The following is a 19,367-nucleotide window of genomic DNA, read 5'->3' on the forward strand; positions in this document are numbered from 1 at the left end:
TTTTCCATTGTCTGCAAATCCCGAGGAGAGATTCCCATGCGTCGTCAAACCTTTGTTCACGGCCTGTTCGCCGCTGCCGCCGGCCTTGGCCTGGCGGGCACTGCTCTTGCGCAGTCCCCGCTGGAAGTGCCTTTCTATTACCCCGTAGCCGTGGGAGGCCCCATCACCAAGGTGATCGATGGCTATGCGGCGGACTTCAACAAGGCGCATCCGCAGTACAAGCTCACGCCCATCTATGCGGGCACGTATCAGGAAACCATCGTCAAGGCGCTGACGGCGCACAAGGCGGGCAAGGCGCCTGCGACCTCGGTGCTGCTGTCGACCGATATGTTCACGCTGATGGACGAGGGCGCCATCGTGCCCATCGACGACTTCGTGAAGACCGATGCAGACAAGGCCTGGCTCAAGGGCTTCTACCCGGCCTTCATGGCCAACAGCCAGACCGGTGGCAAGACCTGGGGCGTGCCCTTTCAGCGCTCCACCGTGGTGATGTACTACAACAAGCAGGCCTTCAAGGAGGCTGGCCTGAACCCCGACAAGGCACCCCAGAACTGGAAGGAGCTCAGGGAGGCCGCCCACAAGCTGACCAGGAAGGACGCCAGCGGCAAGGTCGTGCAATACGGCATCCAGATTCCGTCCACGGGCTTTGGCTACTGGATGCTGCAGACCCTGACCACGCCCAATGATGTGCTGCTGGCCAACGAGTCCGGCACCCGCGTCACGCTCAACAACCCCAAGGTGGTGGAAGCGCTGAACTTCTGGGTGAGTCTGGTCAAGGACGGCGTGCATCCGGCCGGCGTGGTGGAGTGGGGCACGACGCCCAGGGACTTCATGGAAAAGAAGGCCGCCATCATCGTGACGACCACGGGCAATCTCACCAATATTCGCGCCAATGCCAAGTTCGACTTCGGCGTGGGCCAGATCGCCGGCAATGTCCGCAAGGGCTCGCCCACAGGCGGTGGCAATTTCTACATCTTCAAGAACGTGCCCAGGGAGCAGCAGCAGGCTGCATTCGAGTTTGCCAAATGGGTGACCCAGCCCGAGCGTGCCGCGCAGTGGAGCATGGACAGCGGCTATGTGGCGGTCTCGCCCGCGGCTTACGAGACGCCTGCGCTCAAGAAGTACGGCCAGGAATTTCCCCAGGCCCTGGTGGCGCGCGATCAACTGCCCGTGTCGGTGGCCGAGTATTCCACCCATGAGAACCAGCGCGTGACCAAGGTGCTCAACGATGCGATCCAGGCGGCCCTGAACGGCACCAAGACCGCAGCCCAGGCCATGGACGATGCACAGAAGGAATCCGACCGCATTCTGCGTCGCTACCAGTGATGAGCAGTCCGGCGCTTGACACCGGCAGGGGCGCCATGGCGGCGCCCCTGTCATCCAGGGCCGCCCGCAGGCTGGCGCAGGCCGCGGCACGCCGGCAGGCCGTGCATGCCTGGCTGCTGCTCATGCCGGCGCTGGTGCTGCTGCTGGGCTTTACGCACTGGCCGGCCTTGTCCACGCTGATCGACAGCCTGCACGCCACGGCGCGTGGCGGCCAGTCTGGCGCATGGGTGGGACTGGAAAACTATGCGCTCATGGTCGACGACCCCGTGTTCTGGCAGGCTGTGCGCAACAACCTCTGGTTTGCCGCAGCCACCATTCCGCTGTCCATGGGACTGGCCTTGCTGATGGCGCTGTGGGTCAACGAGAAGCTCGCGGGGCGGGCCTGGCTGCGCATGGCGTATTTCACGCCCACGGTGCTGCCCATGATTGCCGTGGCCAATATCTGGCTGTTCTTCTACACGCCGCAGTACGGACTGCTGGAGCAGGTGCGCGGCGCACTGGGCCTGGACGCGCACAACTGGCTGGGAGATCCCTCCACGGCACTGGCCTGCATCACGCTGGTGGCCGTGTGGAAGGAGGCCGGCTTTTTCATGATCTTCTATCTGGCCGCGCTGCAGACGCTCAATCCCAGCCTCAAGGAGGCGGCGGCCATCGAAGGCGCATCGCGCTGGTACTTCCTGCGCCGCGTGCAGTGGCCACTGCTCATGCCGACCACGCTTTTCATTCTGGTCAACGCCGTGATCAATGCCTTCCGGCTGGTGGATCATGTGTTCATTCTCACGCGCGGCGGGCCGGACAATGCCTCCACGCTGCTGCTCTATCACCTCTACGAAGTGGGCTTCAAATTCTGGGATACCGGCTATGCCGCAGCCATCACCGTGGTGCTGGTCGTGGTGCTGGCTGCCGTGGCGCTGTTCCAGTTCTTCGTGCTCGACAAAAAGGTGCACTATCAATGACCGCTGCTGCCTTTCCATCAACGCGCAGCAGCACCGGGACGGACCGGGGCCTGAGCTTTTATGGCACTTCATGGCTGGACACCCTGGCCGCCTGGACGCTGGCCCTGCTGTGGCTGCTGCCGCTTGCCTATGCGGTCTGGACGGCGTTTCACTCGTCCGATGCGTCAACGCGCCTGGATCTGTCCGCACCGTGGACGCTGCAGAACTTCCGCCATGCCTGGGAAGCCGCGCCGTTTGCGCGTTATTTCCTCAACACCATCTTGCTGGTGGCCATGATTCTGGCGGTGCAGCTGCTGCTGTCCACGCTGGCTGCGTTTGCCTTTGCGCGCTTGCGCTTTCGCGGCAGCAATGTGGCGTTTGCGCTGGTGCTGGTGCAGCTGATGATCATGCCGGACATTCTGCTGGTGGCGAACTATCAGACCATGTCCAGGCTGGGCGCGGTCGATACCCTGGTGGGCATGGGGCTGCCGTATTTCGCCTCGGCCTTTGCCATCTTCCTGCTGCGCCAGACCTTTATGGGCATACCCCGCGAACTGGACGAGGCCGCGCGCGTGGAAGGTGCGAGCACGCTGCAGATTCTCTGGCGTGTCTACGTCCCGCTGGCCAGGCCGGTCTACACCGCGTTTGCGCTGGTTTCGGTGAGCTTTCACTGGAACAATTTCCTCTGGCCGCTGATCATCACCAACAGCGTGCAGGCGCGTCCGCTCACCGTGGGCCTGCAGGTTTTCTCCAGCGTGGAGTCGGGCGTGGAATGGTCGACCATCTGCGCTGCCACGCTGATGACTTCAGGGCCGCTGCTGCTTGCCTTCCTGATCTTCCAGCGCCAGTTCGTGCAGAGCTTCATGCGCGCGGGAATCAAGTGAACGGGATACAGTCAGACTCTTTGAGGAGCTGACGATGCCCGGTCCCGCTGCTGCTGGTGTGCTGATCTATGCCAAGGACTTCCAGGCCCTGGCGCGCTTTTACGAACAGGTGCTGGACATGCAGCGGCTGCATGAGGATGAGCACATCATCGTGCTGGAGTCCGCCGCCCTGCAGCTGCTGATTCACGCCCTGCCTGCCGAGATCGCGGCGCGGGTCCAGGTCGGCAAGCCGCCGCAGCGCCGTGCCGATGTGGCGCTCAAGTTCTTCGTCACCGTACCCGCGATCGCCGAGGCCGCAAGCGTCGCGCAGGCGCTGGGCGGCCAGGTGTTCGACGAGCGCTGGCAAGGCCTCGGCTTTGCGGTCTGCAATGCCATGGACAGCGAAGGCAATGTGTTTCAGCTGCGCGAGACCCTGGCCTGATCGGCTGCTCTGAAAATAGCCGCTGCCAGCGCTGCGCAGGCAGGCGCAGCAGTCTTTTTCGATGTGGAAAGAAGCGACAAGATGAATATCCTAAGCTGGAATGTGCAATGGTGCTGTGGCATGGATGGACAGGTCAGTGTGGAGCGCATCGTGCGCCACGCGCTGCAAATGGGCGAGCAGTCCGGCGGACTGGATGTGCTGTGCCTGCAGGAGATCGCCGTCAACTACCCCGATCTGCAGGGCCGGCCCGGCGACCAGCCGGCCGAGTTGAAGGCGCTGTTGCCGGGCTGGCAGATGGTCTTTGGTGCCTCGGTCGACGAGTTCACGCCCCGGGGACATCAGCGCTTTGGCAATCTGGTCGCCACGCGCCTGCCACTGCTGCAACTGCAGCACCATCCGCTGCCCATGCCGGCCGATGCCGATGTGCGCTGCATGCAGCGCATGTGCTCGGTGGTCACGGTCGCTGACGCGGCATTGGGGCCGGTACGCATCATGACCACGCACCTCGAGTATTTTTCGAAGCGTCAGCGCATGGCCCAGGCCGGCGCCCTGCGCGACCTGCAGATGCAGGCCTGTGCACTGGCCGATGCCCCGCCGCAGCCGGCCAGCGACGGCTCGCCCTACCAGACCAAGCCGCATACCCGCCATGCCGTGCTTTGCGGGGACTTCAACTTCGAGCCGCACGAGCCCGAATATGCCGTCCTGTCCGCCCCGTGGGCGGCCGGTGAACAGGGCTGTCTGCAGGCCGGCCAGTGGCGCAATAGCTGGGATCTGCTGCACCCCGGCCAGCCGCAGCCGCCCACCTTCAGGCTGGTGGACCGGACCTGGGGCGCCGAGCCCGGAGCCTGCGATCTGCTGTGGGTGAGCGACAGCCTGTGCCAGCATGTGCAGGCCTGGCGTGTGGACAGCACCACAGAGGCGTCCGATCACCAGCCGGTGATGTTGACGCTGGGTTGAACTTATTGTTAGGGTCGGAGCTGGATTCGAGAGACCTGCTGCTGCGCAAGTCGCAGTGATGTGGAACCCTGAAAGAGAGGAGTCTTCATGCCTGTAGAAATTCCGTCCATGTCCATCATGTTGCACCGTAGCTGGTGGGTGCTGTTGTTGCGCGGTGCCGCCGCCATCATCTTCGGCGTGCTGACCTGGATGCAGCCCGCAGCATCCGCGGCCGCACTGGTGCTGGTGTTCGGTGCCTATGTGTTTGTCGATGGCTTGCTGGGCATCTACACCGCCATCAAGAGCCGCCAGCAGTCGCGTCACTGGTGGCTGATTCTGCTGTGGGGGCTGACGGGGGTGGTGGTGGGGGTGCTCACGGTCATCAACCCGGCGATCACCGCATTGGTGTTGACCATCTATATCGGTGTCTGGGCTCTGATGACCGGTGTGCTGCAGATCGTCGCGGCGCTGCGTTTGCGCAAGGAAATTCAGGGCGAATGGCTGCTGGTGCTCGGCGGGCTGCTGTCGGTGCTCTTCGGCATCTTCGTGCTGATGCAGCCCGGCGCGGGCATGATGGCCATGCTGTGGGTGCTGGCGACCTATGCCGTGATCTTCGGCGTGCTGATGGTGATACTGGCGTTCAAGATCAAGAAGTTCACGGCCTGAGAACTTAAGTTTGTTCCGAGAGGCAGTGACTTCGGAAAAAAGCGGCTCGCAGAAGCCGCTTTTTTGTTGCCGCTTGTCTGAGCAGTCTGTTTGCCGGGCCATCTTTGGGACAATGCCTGCTGACTTCCAACAGCGCACAACGACATGGAACAAGGCATGCAGCGGTATTTCCAGCCCCCGAGAGTGAAACAGTCCTGGCGGGCCGTCGGCATGACGGCCGCCTTGTGGCTGGGTCTTGCCTCCAGCAGCCATGCCGTGCCCAGCTACGACGAGGTGCGCAGCGAGCATCGCTCCTCGGAGACCCTGCTGCTGTCGCGAGAGGGCGAGCTGCTGCAGCGCCTGCGCACCGACAGCACGGTGCGCCGCGGGCCCTGGGTGGCATTGGCCGATGTATCGCCGGCGCTGCGCACGGCCCTGGTGCTCAGCGAGGACAGGCGTTTCTACGAGCACAGCGGCGTGGACTGGGCTGCCGTCACCGCCGCCGCCTGGGGCAATCTCTGGAACACGCGCACGCGCGGCGCGAGCACCATCACCATGCAGCTCGCAGGTCTGCTCGACGGCGACTGGCGTCAGGGACCGGGTGGGCGCAGCGTGGTGCAGAAGGTGGGGCAGGCCGTGGCGGCCCAGGTGCTGGACAGGCGCTGGCGCAAGGACCAGATTCTCGAGGCCTATCTGAACATGGTGCCGTTCCGCGGCGAGATCGTGGGCATCGACGCGCTGTCGCAAAGCCTGTACGGCAAGGCAGCCCATGGGCTGGATGCGCGCGAGGCGGCCATTGCCGCGGCCCTGGTGCGTGCGCCCAATGCGTCGGTGGAGCGCGTCGCACAGCGTGCCTGTGGCGTGCTGCAGGTGATGGTGCCCGACGATGTGGCGGCCAAGGATTGCTCGGCCATGCAGCTCTATACCTCCAGCGTGCTGCAGCGGCGCCAATGGCTGGCCAGCGAGGGTGTGGCTCCGCATTTTGCGCGGCGCTGGCTGGCGCTGCCGCAGAACCGGGGGCACGAGCAGGTGCGCTCGACCTTGAACGCTGCCTTGCAGCGCTTTGCCGTGGCCAGCCTGCAGCAGCATCTGCGTGAGCTGCAGGGCCGCAATGTGGAAGATGGTGCGGCCGTGGTGCTGGACAACCGTAGCGGCGAGATTCTGGCCTGGGTGGGCTCCTCGGGCACGCTGAGCCAGGCATCCGAGGTCGATGGCGTCACCGCTTTGCGCCAGCCCGGCTCCACGCTCAAGCCCTTTCTCTATGCCCAGGCGGTGGCCGAAAAGCGCATCACGGCCGCCTCGCTGATCGAGGATTCGTCGGCCCATATCCCCACGCAGAACGGCCTCTACATTCCGCAGAACTACGACCGGCGCTTCAAGGGCTGGGTGTCGGCGCGCACGGCGCTGGCATCCTCGCTCAATGTGCCGGCAGTGCGCACGCTGGTCATGGTCACGCCCGATGCGTTTTTCGAGCAACTCAAGAAGCTGGGCCTGCCGCTGCGTGAAAGCGGCGGCTACTATGGCTTCAGCCTGGCGCTGGGCAGCAGCGAGGTCGCGCTGCTCAATCTGACCAATGCCTACAGGGCACTGGGAAATGGCGGTCAATACCGCCCCGTGAGCTGGGCCCTGCCCCGGACAGACGGCCGCAGATCCGGCGATGCAGCGCCGGGCAGCGAGGCGCCGCTGCAGGCACTGGATGCGCGCGCCGCCTTCATCGTCGGCGACATTCTTTCCGACAATATGGCGCGGGCCCCGACCTTCGGCACCGACAGCGTGCTGGCCACGCGCTTCTGGACGGCCGTGAAAACCGGCACCAGCAAGGATATGCGCGACAACTGGGCCGTAGGCTGGTCCGAGCGTTACACCGTGGGCGTCTGGGTCGGCAATGCCGGTGGCGAAGCCATGCATTCCGTGAGCGGCACCAGCGGCGCAGCGCCCATCTGGGCCGAGATCATGGGCTTCCTGCATCGCAATGTGTCCAGTCATGCCCCCCGGCCACCCGCTGGCGTGCTGCAGCAACAAGTACAGTTTGGCGCGCTGGCCAGTGGCGGCACGCCCATCGAAAGCGCGCGCGGCGAATGGTTTGTGGAAGGCACGCAGCAGTCGCTGTTTGCCATGGATCACGTGGCGGGCAGTGCAGAGCAAAAAAGCCTGGCCAGGCAAAAAGGCAGCAAGTCCGGCAGCGCTGCGGCTGCGGCCGCTGTGCGTATCTCGCGTCCGGCCAATGGCACGATTCTGGCGCTGGACCCCGATATTCCACCCGACAGCCAGCGCGTGCAACTGGTGGCGCGTCAAGCCGGTATGGCGGCCGAGCAGGACTGGCGTGACGGCAGCTTGCGCTGGCGGCTGGTAACCCGGCAGTACGGCCCGCCTGCGGCTGCCGACAAGAATGCGCAACCCGTGATGCGGGAAGTGCAGCGCGAGCTGGGGCGTGGCAGTCAGCTGGGCTGGCTGCCCTGGCCGGGGCGCCACAAGCTGGAGCTGCTCGATGCCTCCGGCAAGGTGCTGGACAGCATCGCGCTGGAAGTGCGCGGCGCCGGAGCCCTGGTGGCCGGGCCGGAGCAGATCCCGATCCAGGGCCAGCGCCGGCGCTGAATGCCGGCCGGTCAGCCGGCCAGGCGCTCAGTTGCCAGAATCGAACTGCGCTACCAGAAAGTCCAGCAGCGCCCGCAGCTTGGGCGTCATATGCTGGCGCGACGGATAAATGGCATAGAGCGCGGTCTTTACCGTGCTCCAGTCTTCCAGGGCGGCCTGCAACCGGCCCGTGCGCAGGTCTTCCTCGACATAGGGCAGCGGGATCAGGCTGACGCCAAAGCCCGCGCGCAATGCATCGCGCACTGCAAGGCTAGAGGACACCGAGTAGCGCGCATTGACCGCCACGCGCTCCATGCGCCCGCCTTGCTCAAATTCCCAGACATCTGCATGGCCCGAGAGGCTGAAGCGTATGTGCTCGAGGCCGTTGAGGTCGGCAGGCGTGTGCGGGCGACCGCGCTTCTCGAAATAGCCGGGCGCGGCGCACAGCACATGCGACATCGAGGTCAGTGGTCGCGCAATCAGCGAGGAATCCTCGAGCCGGTCACTGCCGCGTATGGCCAGATCGAAACCTTCGCGCACGATATCGACGCGTCTGTCGTCCAGGTGCAGGTCCAGCTGCAGCCCGGGGTGGCGCTCCAGGAAGGCGGGTAGGGCGCAAGAAATCTGCGTCAGCGTGAATGTCATGGGCGCGCTGACCTTGAGCAGGCCGCTGGGCGCAGCCTTGAACGGGCATAGTGCCGAGTCTGCATCGGCCAGCGCATCGAGCGCCCGCGTGACATGCTCGAGATACAGGCGGCCTTCTTCCGTCAGCGCCATGCGCCGCGTGGTGCGCTGAATGAGGCGTGTGCCCACATGGGCCTCCAGCTCGGCGATGTTCTTGCTGATCGCAGCCGGCGACAGGCCCAGGCTGCGGCCCGCCTCGGCAAAGCTGCCGCACTGCGCGATGCGATGAAAGACTTGCAAGGCGGTCAGTCGGTCCATGTGATTCTTCTCTGCTGGTGAATGGTTTATTTTGATAATTGCCAATTATCAATTAGAAGTGAATTATCTACAGTCGTGCCATGACGACACTTCATCCCACGCTCACCCTCATCGAGCAGCGCATCTCGGCCAACCGCTTCGATACCTCCCACCATCTGGCGGATGCCGACATATCAAGGCTGGTGCAGCTGGCTACGCGCGCACCCACGGCCTACAACCTTCAGAACTGGCGCTTCATCGCCGTGCGCACGCCTGGGGCCAAGGTGCAGGAAGCGGCCGTCTGCTTCATCGTCTGCGGCGTGCTGGCCGACCCCGAGGCGCTTGCCGAACGGCTGCAGCCCTCTGTGGACGCTGGCTTCATGCCTGCCGCCATGGCGCGGGGATGGCTGCAGGCCGCGCAGCAGCAGTACGCCAGCGCGCAGGCGGTGCGCGACGAGGCCCTGCGTTCGGCCAGCTTCGGCGCCATGACGCTGATGCACGCGGCGCAGGCGCTGGGTCTGGCGTCCTGTGCGATGACCGGCTTCGACGCCGAAGGCGTGGCGGCCAGCTTCGGTCTGGCGAGCGAGGAGGTGCCGGTCATGCTCGTCACCGTGGGCCGTGCTGCGCCCGGAAACTGGCCGCAGAAGCCACGCCGGCCGCTGGATCAGGTGCTGGAGTTCGCATGAGCGCCGGCCAATCTGCGCTTGCGTTCAGGCGGACCCAGGCACGCGATCTGCTGCTGACGGCGCTGGCACCCGCCATCTGGGGCAGCAGCTACATCGTCACCACGCAGCTGCTGCCGCAGGTGCCCGCGATGACTGTGGCCTTGCTGCGCGCGCTGCCCGCAGGCCTGTTGTTGCTGGCATTTGCACGGCGCCTGCCGCAGGGCGTGTGGTGGCTGCGAGTGTTCATTCTGGGAGCGCTCAATTTCTCGGTGTTCTGGAGCATGCTGTTCGTCTCGGCCTACCGCCTGCCGGGAGGGGCGGCCGCCACCGTCGGGGCCGTGCAGCCGCTGGTGGTGGTGTTTCTTGCGTCCTGGGTGCTGGGCAGCGCGCTGCGGCCGGCCTCGGTGCTGGGAGCCCTGGCCGGTCTGGTGGGGGTGGCCTTGCTGGTGCTCACGCCTGGTGTGAGGCTGGATGCGACGGGGATTGCGGCGGGCTTGGCCGGAGCGGTTTCCATGGCCTGCGGCACGGTGCTCACGCGCAAGTGGCGTCCTCCCGTACCGCTGCTGACCTTCACCGCTTGGCAGCTCACGGCCGGCGGAGTGTTGCTGCTGCCGGTGGCGCTGTGGGCCGGACCGGATTTTCCGGCGCCCACACCGGGCCATCTGATCGGACTGGCCTGGCTGGGTCTGGTGGGCGCGGCGTTGACCTATGTGCTGTGGTTTCGCGGCATTGCCCGGCTGGAGCCGAACATGGTGGCGCCGCTGGGTTTTCTGAGTCCGCTGACGGCGATTTTGCTGGGCTGGGCATTCCTGGACCAGACGCTGACGGCCGTGCAGATGGCTGGCGTGGCCCTGGTCATGGGCGGGATCTGGCTGGGGCAGCGGGGCGCGGCGCGCTGATCCCCGCAAGGCCCGGCCCAGGGCCGAAGCCTGTGCGGGATCAGTCCCGAACCAGCAGATCGCCAGTGATCTCAGAGACGTTCTTGACGCTGGTCAGCGTCATGGCCACGCGCATTTCCTTTTCGAGCAGGTTCAGCAGGTTGGTCACACCGGCTTCGCCTTCTGCAGCCAGCGCATAGACGAAGGCGCGGCCTATCATGGTGCAGTCTGCGCCAAGGGCCAGCAGGCGCACGATGTCCAGGCCGTTGCGCACGCCCGAGTCGGCCAGGATCTTGATCTGGCCCTTGACGGCATCGGCAATGGCAGGCAGGGCGCGTGCCGACGAGAGCACGCCGTCGAGCTGGCGCCCGCCGTGGTTGGAGACGATGATGCCGTCGGCCCCGAAACGCACGGCATCCCTGGCGTCCTCGGGATCGAGAATGCCCTTGATCAGCATGGGACCCTTCCAGAAGTCACGGATCCACTCCAGGTCCGACCACGAGATTGAGGGATCGAAGTTCGCGCCCAGATAGCCCATATAGTCTTCGAGCGAGACGTTCTGACCCTTGTAAGTGGAGATATTGCCCAGCGTGTGCGGGCGGCCCATCAGGCCCACGTCCAGGGCCCAGTGCGGATGGGTCACGGCCTGCAGGTAGCGGCGCATGGCGGCGTTGGGGCCGCTCATGCCCGAGTGCGCATCGCGGTAGCGGGCGCCGGGTACGGGCATGTCCACGGTGAAGACCAGGGTGGAGACGCCAGCAGCCTGGGCACGCTCCAGCGCGTTCTTCATGAAGCCCCGGTCCTTGAGCACATAGAGCTGGAACCACATCGGGCGGGCCAGCCTGGGCGCGACTTCCTCGATGGGACAGACCGAGACGCTGGACATGGTGAAGGGAATCCCCTTCTTGTCGGCAGCCATGGCGGCCTGCACTTCGCCGCGGCGGGCGAACATGCCGGTCAGCCCCACGGGAGCCAGCGCCACGGGAATCGAGAACTTCTCGCCGAACAGCTCGATGCTGGTGTCCAGCTGGCTCATGTCCTTGAGCACGCGCTGGCGCAGGGCCACGTCGGCCAGGTCGTCGACATTGCGGGCCAGCGTCTTCTCGGCATAGGCGCCGCCGTCAAGGTAGTGGAACAGAAAGGGCGGCAGGCGCTTTTGCGCAGCCGCGCGGTAGTCGGTGGTGGAGGAGATGATCATGAAAAAATGGCGGAGGAAGAGGAGAAACGATCCAGCCGCTTGCGTCGGGCCGCCTCGGCATCCGACTCGGACAGCTTTTCGTGAACATAGGCCAGGTGCTGGCCGATAGCGCTTCTGGCCTGCTCTGGCTCGCCGTCGACAATGGCCTGCATGAGATTGCGGTGCTGCGCAGTCAGATGCTCCAGCGTCGAGGGATCATCATGCACGAACATCAGGCGCCGATTCTGGGCCACGGTACCCAGCACCAGCTCGAACAGGCTGCCCATGAGCTGTACCAGCACGGCATTGTGCGAGGCTTCGGCAATCGCCAGATGGAACTGCGCATCGGAGCGGGCCGCACTGGCGGCATCGCGCGCCTGCTGGTGGTGAAGCATGTCGTCGAAGCAGTGGCGGATGCGGTCCCTGTCCTTGTCGGTGGCACGCTGGGCCGCATACCAGGCGGTGCTGAGCTCCAGTGCCTGCCTGGCTTCCAGCACGTCGTAGCGGTATTGGGGGTCGTCGCGCAGCAAGGACTCCAGCGGTGCGACGGCCTGCTCGTGCCACAGGGGCACGCGCGAGCCGACAAAGGTGCCGGCCCCCACGCGGCTTTCGAGCACGCCGCGGCTGGCAAGTTTCTGTATGGCCTCGCGCAGCGCCGTGCGCGAGACCCCCAGCTGCTCGGCCAGCGCCCGCTCGGTCGGCAGCTTGGCGCCGCTCTGGAGCTGGGTGCTCTGGATCAGCTCCAGCAGCTGCTGGGCAACGCGGTCGGACAGGCGGATGGCGGGCATGGGGTCTGGCAGGAGTTTCAGGTGGTGGGAATCATCCACGGAAACACATAAGCCTGCAGCGTGCAGATGATGCCGATCAGCACCAGGAAGGCCAGACTGTGCTTGACGGTGAAGCGGAACAGGTCCGATTCCTTGCCAGCCAGGCCTACGGCCGCGCAGGCAATGGCGATGGACTGGGGCGAGATCATCTTGCCGGTCACGCCGCCGGTGGTGTTGGCCGTCACGGCAAGCACCTCGGGCAGTCCCAGCTGCGCTGCCGTCGTGGCCTGCAGGGCGCCGAACAGCGCATTGGCCGAGGTGTCGGAGCCCGTGAGGAACACGCCGACCCAGCCCAGGAAGGGTGAGAAGAACGCAAAGGCCTTGCCTGTATGGGCCAGCGCCATGGCCAGCGTGGTGGACAGGCCGGAATAGTTGGCGATGAAGGCGAAGGCCAGCACCATGCCGATGGAGTAGATGGGCAGGGCCAGCTCCCTGAAGGTCTCGCCCAGGGTCCGGACTGCCACGGCTGGCTTGAGGCGCAGCAAAAGAATGGCGAGCACGGCGGCGATCAGGATCGCGGTCCCCGTGGCCGACAGCCAGTTGAAGGAGTAGACCGCGCCATAAGGCGTGGGTGTGGCAACGACGGGCGCCATTTTTTGCACCAGATTGTGCAGCATGGGCACGGGAATGCTGAAGACCGTGCCGGACAGCGCGCCACCCGAGGCGAACAGCGCCTTGAAGGGCTTGAGGCTCCAGATGGTCACCATGGCGGTGAGGATGATGAAGGGCGACCAGGCCTTGATCACCATGCCGGTCGTCAGCTTGACGGGGGCCGTCGTCTGGATCTTGGCTGCGCCCGGCTCGGTGTCGAAGCGGAAGATGCGCTTGGGTTGCCAGAACTTGAGAAAGGTGGTCAGTGTCACCAGGGCGAAGATGGCCGAAGTGATGTCCGGCAGTTCGGGGCCGATGTAGTTGGCCGTCAGAAACTGTCCGAGTGCAAAGCTGCCGCCGCCGACCAGCACCGCAGGCCAGGTTTCCTTCACGCCGCGCCAGCCGTCCATGATGGCCATGAGCCAGAACAGCACGATGATGGTCATGAACGGCAGCTGGCGGCCGGCCATCTGGCTGATGGCCATGACATCGACGCCCGAGACCTGACCGGCCACGATGACGGGAATGCCCATGGCGCCGAAGGCCACGGGAGCGGTATTGCCGATCAGGCATAGGCCCGCTGCATACAGAGGCCTGAAGCCCAGGCCCACCAGCAGTGCTGCCGTGATGGCCACGGGGGCGCCGAAACCGGCGGCTCCCTCGAGGAAGGCACCGAAGCAAAAGCCCACCAGGATCAGCTGCAGGCGCTGGTCTTCGGTGACCGACAGAATGGACGAGCGGATGATGTCGAACTGTCCGGTCTTGACCGAGACCTTGTAGAGAAAGACCGCCGCGACAATGATCCAGGCAATCGGCCACAGGCCGTAGAAGAAGCCATAGACGCCTGCGGCCAGCGCATTGGCCACCGGCATGCGATAGAACAGCAGCGCCACGGCCAGAGACAGCGCCACCGTGATGGTGCCTGCCACATAGCCCTTGAGGCGCAGCTTGGTCAGCGCGAGAAAGAAAAAGATGATGGGTATCAGCGCCACCAGCGCCGACACCCACACATTGCCTGCGGGGTCGTAGTTCTGCGACCAGATTTCTTGCATTGCCTTGATCTCCTGGATATGCGCGGGGAGGGCAACCCTCCTGAGCGTCCAGAAGCTTCCCCGTCAATTCTTTGAACAACCGTGTCACCCTGCGCCGGACGCTGACATGCAATCTGGTTCGGCTCCGTCTACTGAATTGGTATTACCAATATGCGACGGTTTCGGGTCGGATGGATTATAGAAATGAGGTTTTATTCATAAATTAGTGGTTTTCCCTTGATTTTCGGAATTAATTGGTAATACCAATGTGTGAATTGGTATTCCACCGATCCTTCTCAAAGAGCGCAAAAAAACCGCAGGCCCGAAGGCGCTGCGGCTGCTGGGGTGCCCACTTGATGGGCTGAGAAGGGGGGATGCGGGAAATCGCCTCGGCCCGGGCCGGAGATACCGAGCGGTCTGGATGGCCTGCTCGGATTCCCCCGGGATGCTCCGTCGAGGCGAGCCGCGAAGCGGCTCGGGGACTCAGTTCACCATCAGCTTGAACGGCCAGACATAGGCCTGCATGGTGACGAACAGGCCCATCAGGCAGGCCAGGGCGATCGAGTGGAAGAACACATAGCGCAGGATGTCGCCCTCGCGGTTGAACCAGCGTGTGGCGGTCGAAGCCACGACAATGGATTGCGCATCGATCATCTTGCCCATCACGCCGCCCGAGCTGTTGGCGGCACCCATGAGGTTGGGCGACAGGCCCAGCTGGTCGGCGGCGACCTTCTGCATGCCGCCAAACAGCACGTTGGACGCCGTGTCCGAGCCCGTGAGCGCCACGCCCAGCCAGCCCATCAGCGTGCCGAAGAAGGGGTAGAACACGCCGGTATTGGCAAAGGCCAGGCCCAGGGTGGTATCGGTGCCGGAGTAGCGTGTCAGCGTGCCCAGAGCCAGCATCAGCACGATGGTCAGCAGTGAGTAGCGCACCAGCCAGGTGGTCTTGAAGAAGGTGCGAACGATGGTGACCGGGTTGTACTTCATGACGAAGGCGCTGACGATGGCCGACAGCAGAATGGCGGTTCCGGTGGCCGACAGCAGGTTCAGCGTGTAGACCGCGCCTTCCTTGGTCGGCTGGGGCACCACGGGCGGCATTTTCTCGATCAGATTGTGCAGGCCCGTCATGGGGAAGGCGGGGGCAAACAGGCTGTTGAGCCAGGCCTTGACCGGCGGCAGGCCCCAGATGAAGACAAACACAGAGAGAATGATCCAGGGCGTCCAGGCGGCGATCAGCTCGCTCTTGCTGTGCTTGGCCACGGGCTGGGGCGGCTTGACTTCGGAGGCGCTGACATCCTTGCCGCGCAGCGAGGCCGAGGTCCAGATCTTCTTGGGCTGCCAGACGCGCAGGAACAGTATCAGGCTGGCCATGGAAACAATGGCCGCGATGATGTCCACCAGCTCGGGTCCGATGAAGTTGGAGACCAGATACTGAGGAATCGCAAACGACAGGCCGGTGACCAGAATCGCGGGCCAGATCTCCATCATTCCCTTGCGACCGGCAAAGGCCCAGATCAGCCAGAACGGCACCAGCACCGAGAAGAAGGGCAGCTGGCGGCCGATCATGGCGGTCACTTCCATCAGGTCGTAGCCATGAACCTTGGCCAGCGTGATGACGGGAGTGCCCAGGGCACCAAAAGCCACGGGAGCGGTATTGGCGATCAGCGAAAGACCGGATGCTGCCAGCGGCGAGAAGCCCAGGCCAATCAGGATGGCGGCCGTCACGGCCACGGGCGTGCCGAAGCCGGCAGCGCCTTCGAAAAAGGCGCCGAAGGAGAAGGCAATCAGCAGCAGCTGGATGCGGCGGTCTTCGGTGATGCCCGAAAGCGAATCCTGCAGCACCTTGAAGCTGCCGTTCTGCTCGGTCAGCTGGTGCAGGAAGATGATGTTCAGCACGATCCAGCCAATGGGCAGCAGGCCGGTGAAGCCGCCGAACAAGGCGGCACGCCCCGCCATTTCGCCGGGCATGTTGTAGACAAAGACTGCAATCAGCAGCGCGGCAATCAGGCCTGCGCCTGCGGCCAGGTGGGCCTTCATGTGCAGAAAGCCCAGGCCCACCAGCATCACCACGACCGGAATGGCCGCAAGCAATGTGGACAGCCACATATTCGATAGGGGGTCGTAGACCTGTTGCCAAACCATCTCTCTTCTCTCCTGCTTGTTGTGATGACAAGGATGGTCGCTGGACGAATAGGCTTGCACACCTAGCATTAGCCCTTGATTTGCCCTCGCTGAAGAAAATTTCAAAAGCGGCATAAATCACTTCAAACCAGAGCGCAACGCCGATAGCTGCGATGAGGGCTACCATCGGGCTCAACTCCCATTACAAGGCTAGAAGTCGTGAGCGATCTCTCCAAAATCACCTGTATCGAAGACCTGCGCGTGGTGGCCAAGCGCCGCGTGCCGCGCATGTTTTATGACTATGCCGACTCGGGCTCCTACACCCAGGGCACGTACCGGGCCAACGAAGACGAGTTCCAGACCATCAAGCTGCGTCAGCGTGTGGCCGTGAACATGGAAGGGCGCAGCACGCGCACCACCATGATCGGCGAGGAGGTCGCCATGCCGGTGGCGATTGCGCCCACGGGTCTGACCGGCATGCAGCATGCCGATGGCGAGATTCTCGGGGCCAAGGCCGCCAAGGCCTTTGGTGTGCCGTTCACGCTGTCCACCATGAGCATCTGCTCGTTGGAGGACATTGCCGAGCACACCGATCACCATCCGTTCTGGTTCCAGCTCTATGTGATGCGCGACAAGGCCTTCATGGAATGCCTGATCAACCGCGCCAAGGCGGCCAACTGCTCGGCGCTGGTGGTGACGCTGGATCTGCAGATCCTGGGCCAGCGTCACAAGGACATCAAGAACGGACTGTCCACACCGCCCAAGCCCACGCTTGCCAACCTGCTCAATCTGGCGACCAAGCCGCACTGGTGCCTGGGAATGCTGGGTACCAAGCGCCGCAGTTTCGGCAATATCGTCGGCCATGTGGACGGCGTGGGCGATGTGTCTTCGCTGTCCTCGTGGACGGCCGATCAGTTCGATCCGACGCTGAACTGGAGCGATGTGGAATGGATCAAGAAGCTCTGGGGCGGCAAGATCATTCTCAAGGGTGTGATGGATGCCGAAGACGCGCGTCTGGCGGCGCAAAGCGGTGCGGACGCGCTGGTGGTCAGCAACCATGGCGGCCGCCAGCTTGACGGTGCGCCGTCTTCGATTGCCGCCTTGCCATCGATTGCCGAGGCCGCGGGCAAGGACATCGAAGTCTGGATGGATGGCGGCATTCGCAGCGGGCAGGACGTGCTCAAGGCCCGGGCCCTGGGCGCGCAGGGCACGATGATAGGTCGCAGCTTTCTCTACGGTCTGGGGGCCTATGGGCAGGCCGGCGTGAGCAAGGCGCTGCAGATCATCCACAAGGAGCTGGATACGACCATGGCTTTCTGCGGTCACACCCATATCGACCAGGTCGGCAAGGAGATTCTGCTGCCTGGCACCTACCCCAAGCCGTTTGCAGTGATCTGATCTGCGTTGTCGGCGGCTTGCTGTACTGCGAGCCGTCGCGACCTCTGCCCGCAGGTCAGGAGTTACCGGTCTTGGGCTTCCATTCCTGAACCTGCAGCTGGATCTTGGCCCGTTGCGCCGGCTTCAATTTCTTGGCGATGATTTCCTGCTGCTTGGCCGAATCCTTCTCGCCATCCCTGGCTGCCAACAACGCCCAGAAGTAGGCCTGAGGCCAGCTTTGCTTGACACCGCGTCCCAAGGCATACATGGAGCCCACGTTGAACTGGCTGTTGGCATCCCCTTGTTCTGCCGCAGTCATGTACCACCTGAAGGCCTCCTGGCTGTCTTGCGCCACGCCACGGCCATGGTCGTACATGTATCCGAGATTGCTCTGGCTCGACACATGGTTTTGTGCCACGGCAAGGCGATACAGCCTGACGGCCTCTTCCTGGTTCTCAGCCACGCCCCGGCCGTCGTCGTACATCACCGCGAGGTTGAACAGGCCGTCGGCATCGCCTTGTTCTGCGGCCAGGCGATACCATTTGACCGCTTCCTCATCGCTTTGCGGAACGCCGCGCCCGCGGCCGTACATCAGGCCGATATTGGACTGGCTCTCGGCGTGGCCCTGCTTTGCTGCCAGCAGGAACCACCTGGCTGCTTCCTTATCGTTTTTGGGGGCTCCACGGCCTGTGAGGTAGGCGGCTGCGAGTTTGAACTGTGACTGGGCGTCGCCGCCCTGGGCTGCTTGCAGCAGGTCGGGCGATTGTGCGATGGACAAAGTGCTGCAGAGTAGCAAGGCGGCCGCGCAAAGGAGACGGCTGAAGGGCTTTTTCATGGCTTGCTTATCGATGGGGAGTTGCGGTTTCGAGCATGCAGATTCAGCGCATTTGCGGCTTGGGTTTCCAGCGGCTGATTCTTGAGTCCTGTGCAGCTCGCTCTGCGGGTTTGAGCTTGCGGGCCGCAGCATCGCGAAGCGACACGGTGTCTTCCAGGCCTTGGGCGGCCGCCAGGGCATACCAGAAATAGGCCTGAGACAGGCTGCGTCTGACGCCACGGCCTTCCTCGAACATCGTGCCGAGGTTGACCTGGGCCGTCGCATTGCCTTGTTCTGCGGCCAGGCCCAGCAGTCTGGCTGCTTCCTTTTCGTCGAGTGGCACGCCGCGACCGGCGGCATACATCACGGCGAGGTTGGCCTGGCCCGAGTCATGACCTTTTGCGGCCGTTATGCCAAACCATCTGGCGGCCTCCTGATCGCTTTGTTCCACGCCACGGCCGCTGACATACATCAGTCCCAGGTTGTACTGGGCATCGAGATGGTTTTGCGCTGCAGCGAGCCGATACCACTTGACGGCCTCCTGATCGCTTTGCTCGACGCCACGACCATCGTCATACATCACGCCCAGATTGAACTGGCCGTTGGCCTCTCCTTGCGCAGCCGAAAGGCGGTACCACTTGACGGCCTCCTGGTCGCTTTGCTTCACGCCACGGCCCCGGTCATACATCAAGCCGAGATTGCTCTGGCTCAATGCATTGCCTTGTGCTGCCGCAAGACCAAACCAATGAGCGGCTCTCTCGTCGCTTTGCGCCACACCTCGGCCTTCCACGTATATCTGGCCGAGATCCAGCTGTGCCTGTGCATCTCCCGCTTGCGCTTTGTGCAGCAGGTCCGCTGGCTGAGCCATTGCCAAGGTGCTGGCAAGCAACAATGCGGCAGTGGAGTACAGGTGAGCCAATTTTTTGTGCATTTCTTCTGATGTTCTTGCGATAGATGGGCTGTGCCCGGCCTGTAACGGCAAGGCGGCTCCTGATTTCAGACTGCCCTGATGTCTTGCCCTGAATGCCCGGGCAGACCCACGGTTCAGCAGTCGGCAGAGCGTGAGCGTGCCGCAAAGCAGCATGGCGAGAGCGCCGACCATCGGGCCATCGCTGATTCACGCCGGTTATGGGTCTGGAACATCTGGAGCATCAGTCGGCGCCCTTCATGGCACAGGCAGTCCGATGTCCGGACTATGGGTCAGGGCGAGGAGGCGTTCTAGTCACCTAACGCACTGCGGCCGC

17 protein-coding genes are annotated in these 19,367 nt (G+C 63.9%); 10 read left to right on the top strand and 7 right to left on the bottom strand.

All coding sequences use genetic code 11. The annotated features are described in order from the left end of the window. The first annotated feature begins 36 nt into the window (after positions 1 to 36). The 7 genes from ACLBXN_RS02425 (at position 37) to pbpC (ending at position 7,742) form a co-directional block, all read left to right on the top strand. The gene (locus ACLBXN_RS02425; RefSeq protein ID WP_447611002.1) at positions 37 to 1,326 is read left to right on the top strand and encodes an ABC transporter substrate-binding protein; all 1,290 of its coding nucleotides are present in this window, start codon (positions 37 to 39) and stop codon (positions 1,324 to 1,326) included. A 35-nt stretch (positions 1,327 to 1,361) separates the two neighbouring features. Beyond that, positions 1,362 to 2,282: a carbohydrate ABC transporter permease gene (locus ACLBXN_RS02430; RefSeq protein ID WP_447611003.1), complete on the top strand. Its 921-nt coding sequence runs from the start codon at positions 1,362 to 1,364 to the stop codon at positions 2,280 to 2,282. Beyond that, the gene (locus ACLBXN_RS02435) at positions 2,279 to 3,145 is read left to right on the top strand and encodes a carbohydrate ABC transporter permease (RefSeq protein WP_447611004.1); all 867 of its coding nucleotides are present in this window, start codon (positions 2,279 to 2,281) and stop codon (positions 3,143 to 3,145) included. The genes ACLBXN_RS02430 and ACLBXN_RS02435 overlap by 4 nt, the downstream gene beginning before the upstream one ends. 34 nt (positions 3,146 to 3,179) lie before the next feature. Further along, a complete protein-coding gene (locus ACLBXN_RS02440) occupies positions 3,180 to 3,566 on the top strand; it encodes a VOC family protein (protein ID WP_447611005.1) in 387 nt (128 codons plus the stop codon). Between the two features lie 81 nt (positions 3,567 to 3,647). Next, the gene (locus tag ACLBXN_RS02445) at positions 3,648 to 4,523 is read left to right on the top strand and encodes an endonuclease/exonuclease/phosphatase family protein (protein WP_447611007.1); all 876 of its coding nucleotides are present in this window, start codon (positions 3,648 to 3,650) and stop codon (positions 4,521 to 4,523) included. 87 nt (positions 4,524 to 4,610) lie between these two features. Beyond that, entirely contained in the window at positions 4,611 to 5,168 is a 558-nt protein-coding gene (locus ACLBXN_RS02450) for an HdeD family acid-resistance protein (protein ID WP_447611008.1), read from the top strand. Positions 5,169 to 5,324: 156 nt separating this feature from the next. Further along, on the top strand, positions 5,325 to 7,742 hold the full coding sequence (gene pbpC / locus ACLBXN_RS02455) for a penicillin-binding protein 1C (protein ID WP_447611009.1): 2,418 nt from the start codon (positions 5,325 to 5,327) through the stop codon (positions 7,740 to 7,742). Positions 7,743 to 7,769: 27 nt separating this feature from the next. Here the strand turns inward: pbpC and ACLBXN_RS02460 are convergent, their stop codons facing one another. Then, a complete protein-coding gene (locus ACLBXN_RS02460) occupies positions 7,770 to 8,663 on the bottom strand; it encodes a LysR family transcriptional regulator (protein WP_202787567.1) in 894 nt (297 codons plus the stop codon). A gap of 80 nt (positions 8,664 to 8,743) precedes the next feature. Between ACLBXN_RS02460 and ACLBXN_RS02465 the strand changes: the two genes are divergently transcribed. Together ACLBXN_RS02465 and ACLBXN_RS02470 are read left to right on the top strand one after the other, a co-directional pair. Further along, entirely contained in the window at positions 8,744 to 9,328 is a 585-nt protein-coding gene (locus tag ACLBXN_RS02465) for a nitroreductase family protein (protein ID WP_447611010.1), read from the top strand. After that, positions 9,325 to 10,206, top strand: coding sequence for an EamA family transporter (locus ACLBXN_RS02470; protein ID WP_447611011.1), 882 nt, complete (start codon positions 9,325 to 9,327; stop codon positions 10,204 to 10,206). Before ACLBXN_RS02465 ends, ACLBXN_RS02470 begins: the two co-directional genes overlap by 4 nt. A 40-nt stretch (positions 10,207 to 10,246) precedes the next feature. Here ACLBXN_RS02470 and lldD read toward each other — a convergent pair whose 3' ends face one another. From lldD to ACLBXN_RS02490, 4 genes are all read right to left on the bottom strand, one after another. Then, positions 10,247 to 11,383: an FMN-dependent L-lactate dehydrogenase LldD gene (lldD, locus tag ACLBXN_RS02475; RefSeq protein WP_447611012.1), complete on the bottom strand. Its 1,137-nt coding sequence runs from the start codon at positions 11,381 to 11,383 to the stop codon at positions 10,247 to 10,249. Next, the gene (lldR, locus tag ACLBXN_RS02480; RefSeq protein ID WP_003058121.1) at positions 11,380 to 12,150 is read right to left on the bottom strand and encodes a transcriptional regulator LldR; all 771 of its coding nucleotides are present in this window, start codon (positions 12,148 to 12,150) and stop codon (positions 11,380 to 11,382) included. The genes lldD and lldR overlap by 4 nt, the downstream gene beginning before the upstream one ends. Positions 12,151 to 12,167: 17 nt before the next feature. Then, complete coding sequence (gene lldP / locus ACLBXN_RS02485; protein ID WP_202787571.1) at positions 12,168 to 13,832, bottom strand: L-lactate permease; 1,665 nt, start codon at positions 13,830 to 13,832, stop codon at positions 12,168 to 12,170. Between the two features lie 462 nt (positions 13,833 to 14,294). Next, positions 14,295 to 15,953 (bottom strand): L-lactate permease, encoded by a 1,659-nt coding sequence (locus ACLBXN_RS02490; RefSeq protein WP_043006410.1) that lies wholly within the window; start codon positions 15,951 to 15,953, stop codon positions 14,295 to 14,297. Between the two features lie 198 nt (positions 15,954 to 16,151). Here ACLBXN_RS02490 and ACLBXN_RS02495 point away from each other — a divergent pair, with 198 nt between their 5' ends. After that, positions 16,152 to 17,330, top strand: coding sequence for an alpha-hydroxy acid oxidase (locus tag ACLBXN_RS02495; RefSeq protein WP_447611013.1), 1,179 nt, complete (start codon positions 16,152 to 16,154; stop codon positions 17,328 to 17,330). Positions 17,331 to 17,385: 55 nt separating this feature from the next. Here ACLBXN_RS02495 and ACLBXN_RS02500 read toward each other — a convergent pair whose 3' ends face one another. Both ACLBXN_RS02500 and ACLBXN_RS02505 read right to left on the bottom strand, forming a co-directional pair. After that, positions 17,386 to 18,087: a tetratricopeptide repeat protein gene (locus ACLBXN_RS02500; protein WP_447611015.1), complete on the bottom strand. Its 702-nt coding sequence runs from the start codon at positions 18,085 to 18,087 to the stop codon at positions 17,386 to 17,388. Positions 18,088 to 18,187: 100 nt separating this feature from the next. Next, positions 18,188 to 19,054, bottom strand: coding sequence for a tetratricopeptide repeat protein (locus ACLBXN_RS02505; protein ID WP_447611016.1), 867 nt, complete (start codon positions 19,052 to 19,054; stop codon positions 18,188 to 18,190). Between the last annotated feature and the right edge of the window lie 313 nt (positions 19,055 to 19,367).

This window comes from Comamonas sp. C24C (genome assembly GCF_053345995.1).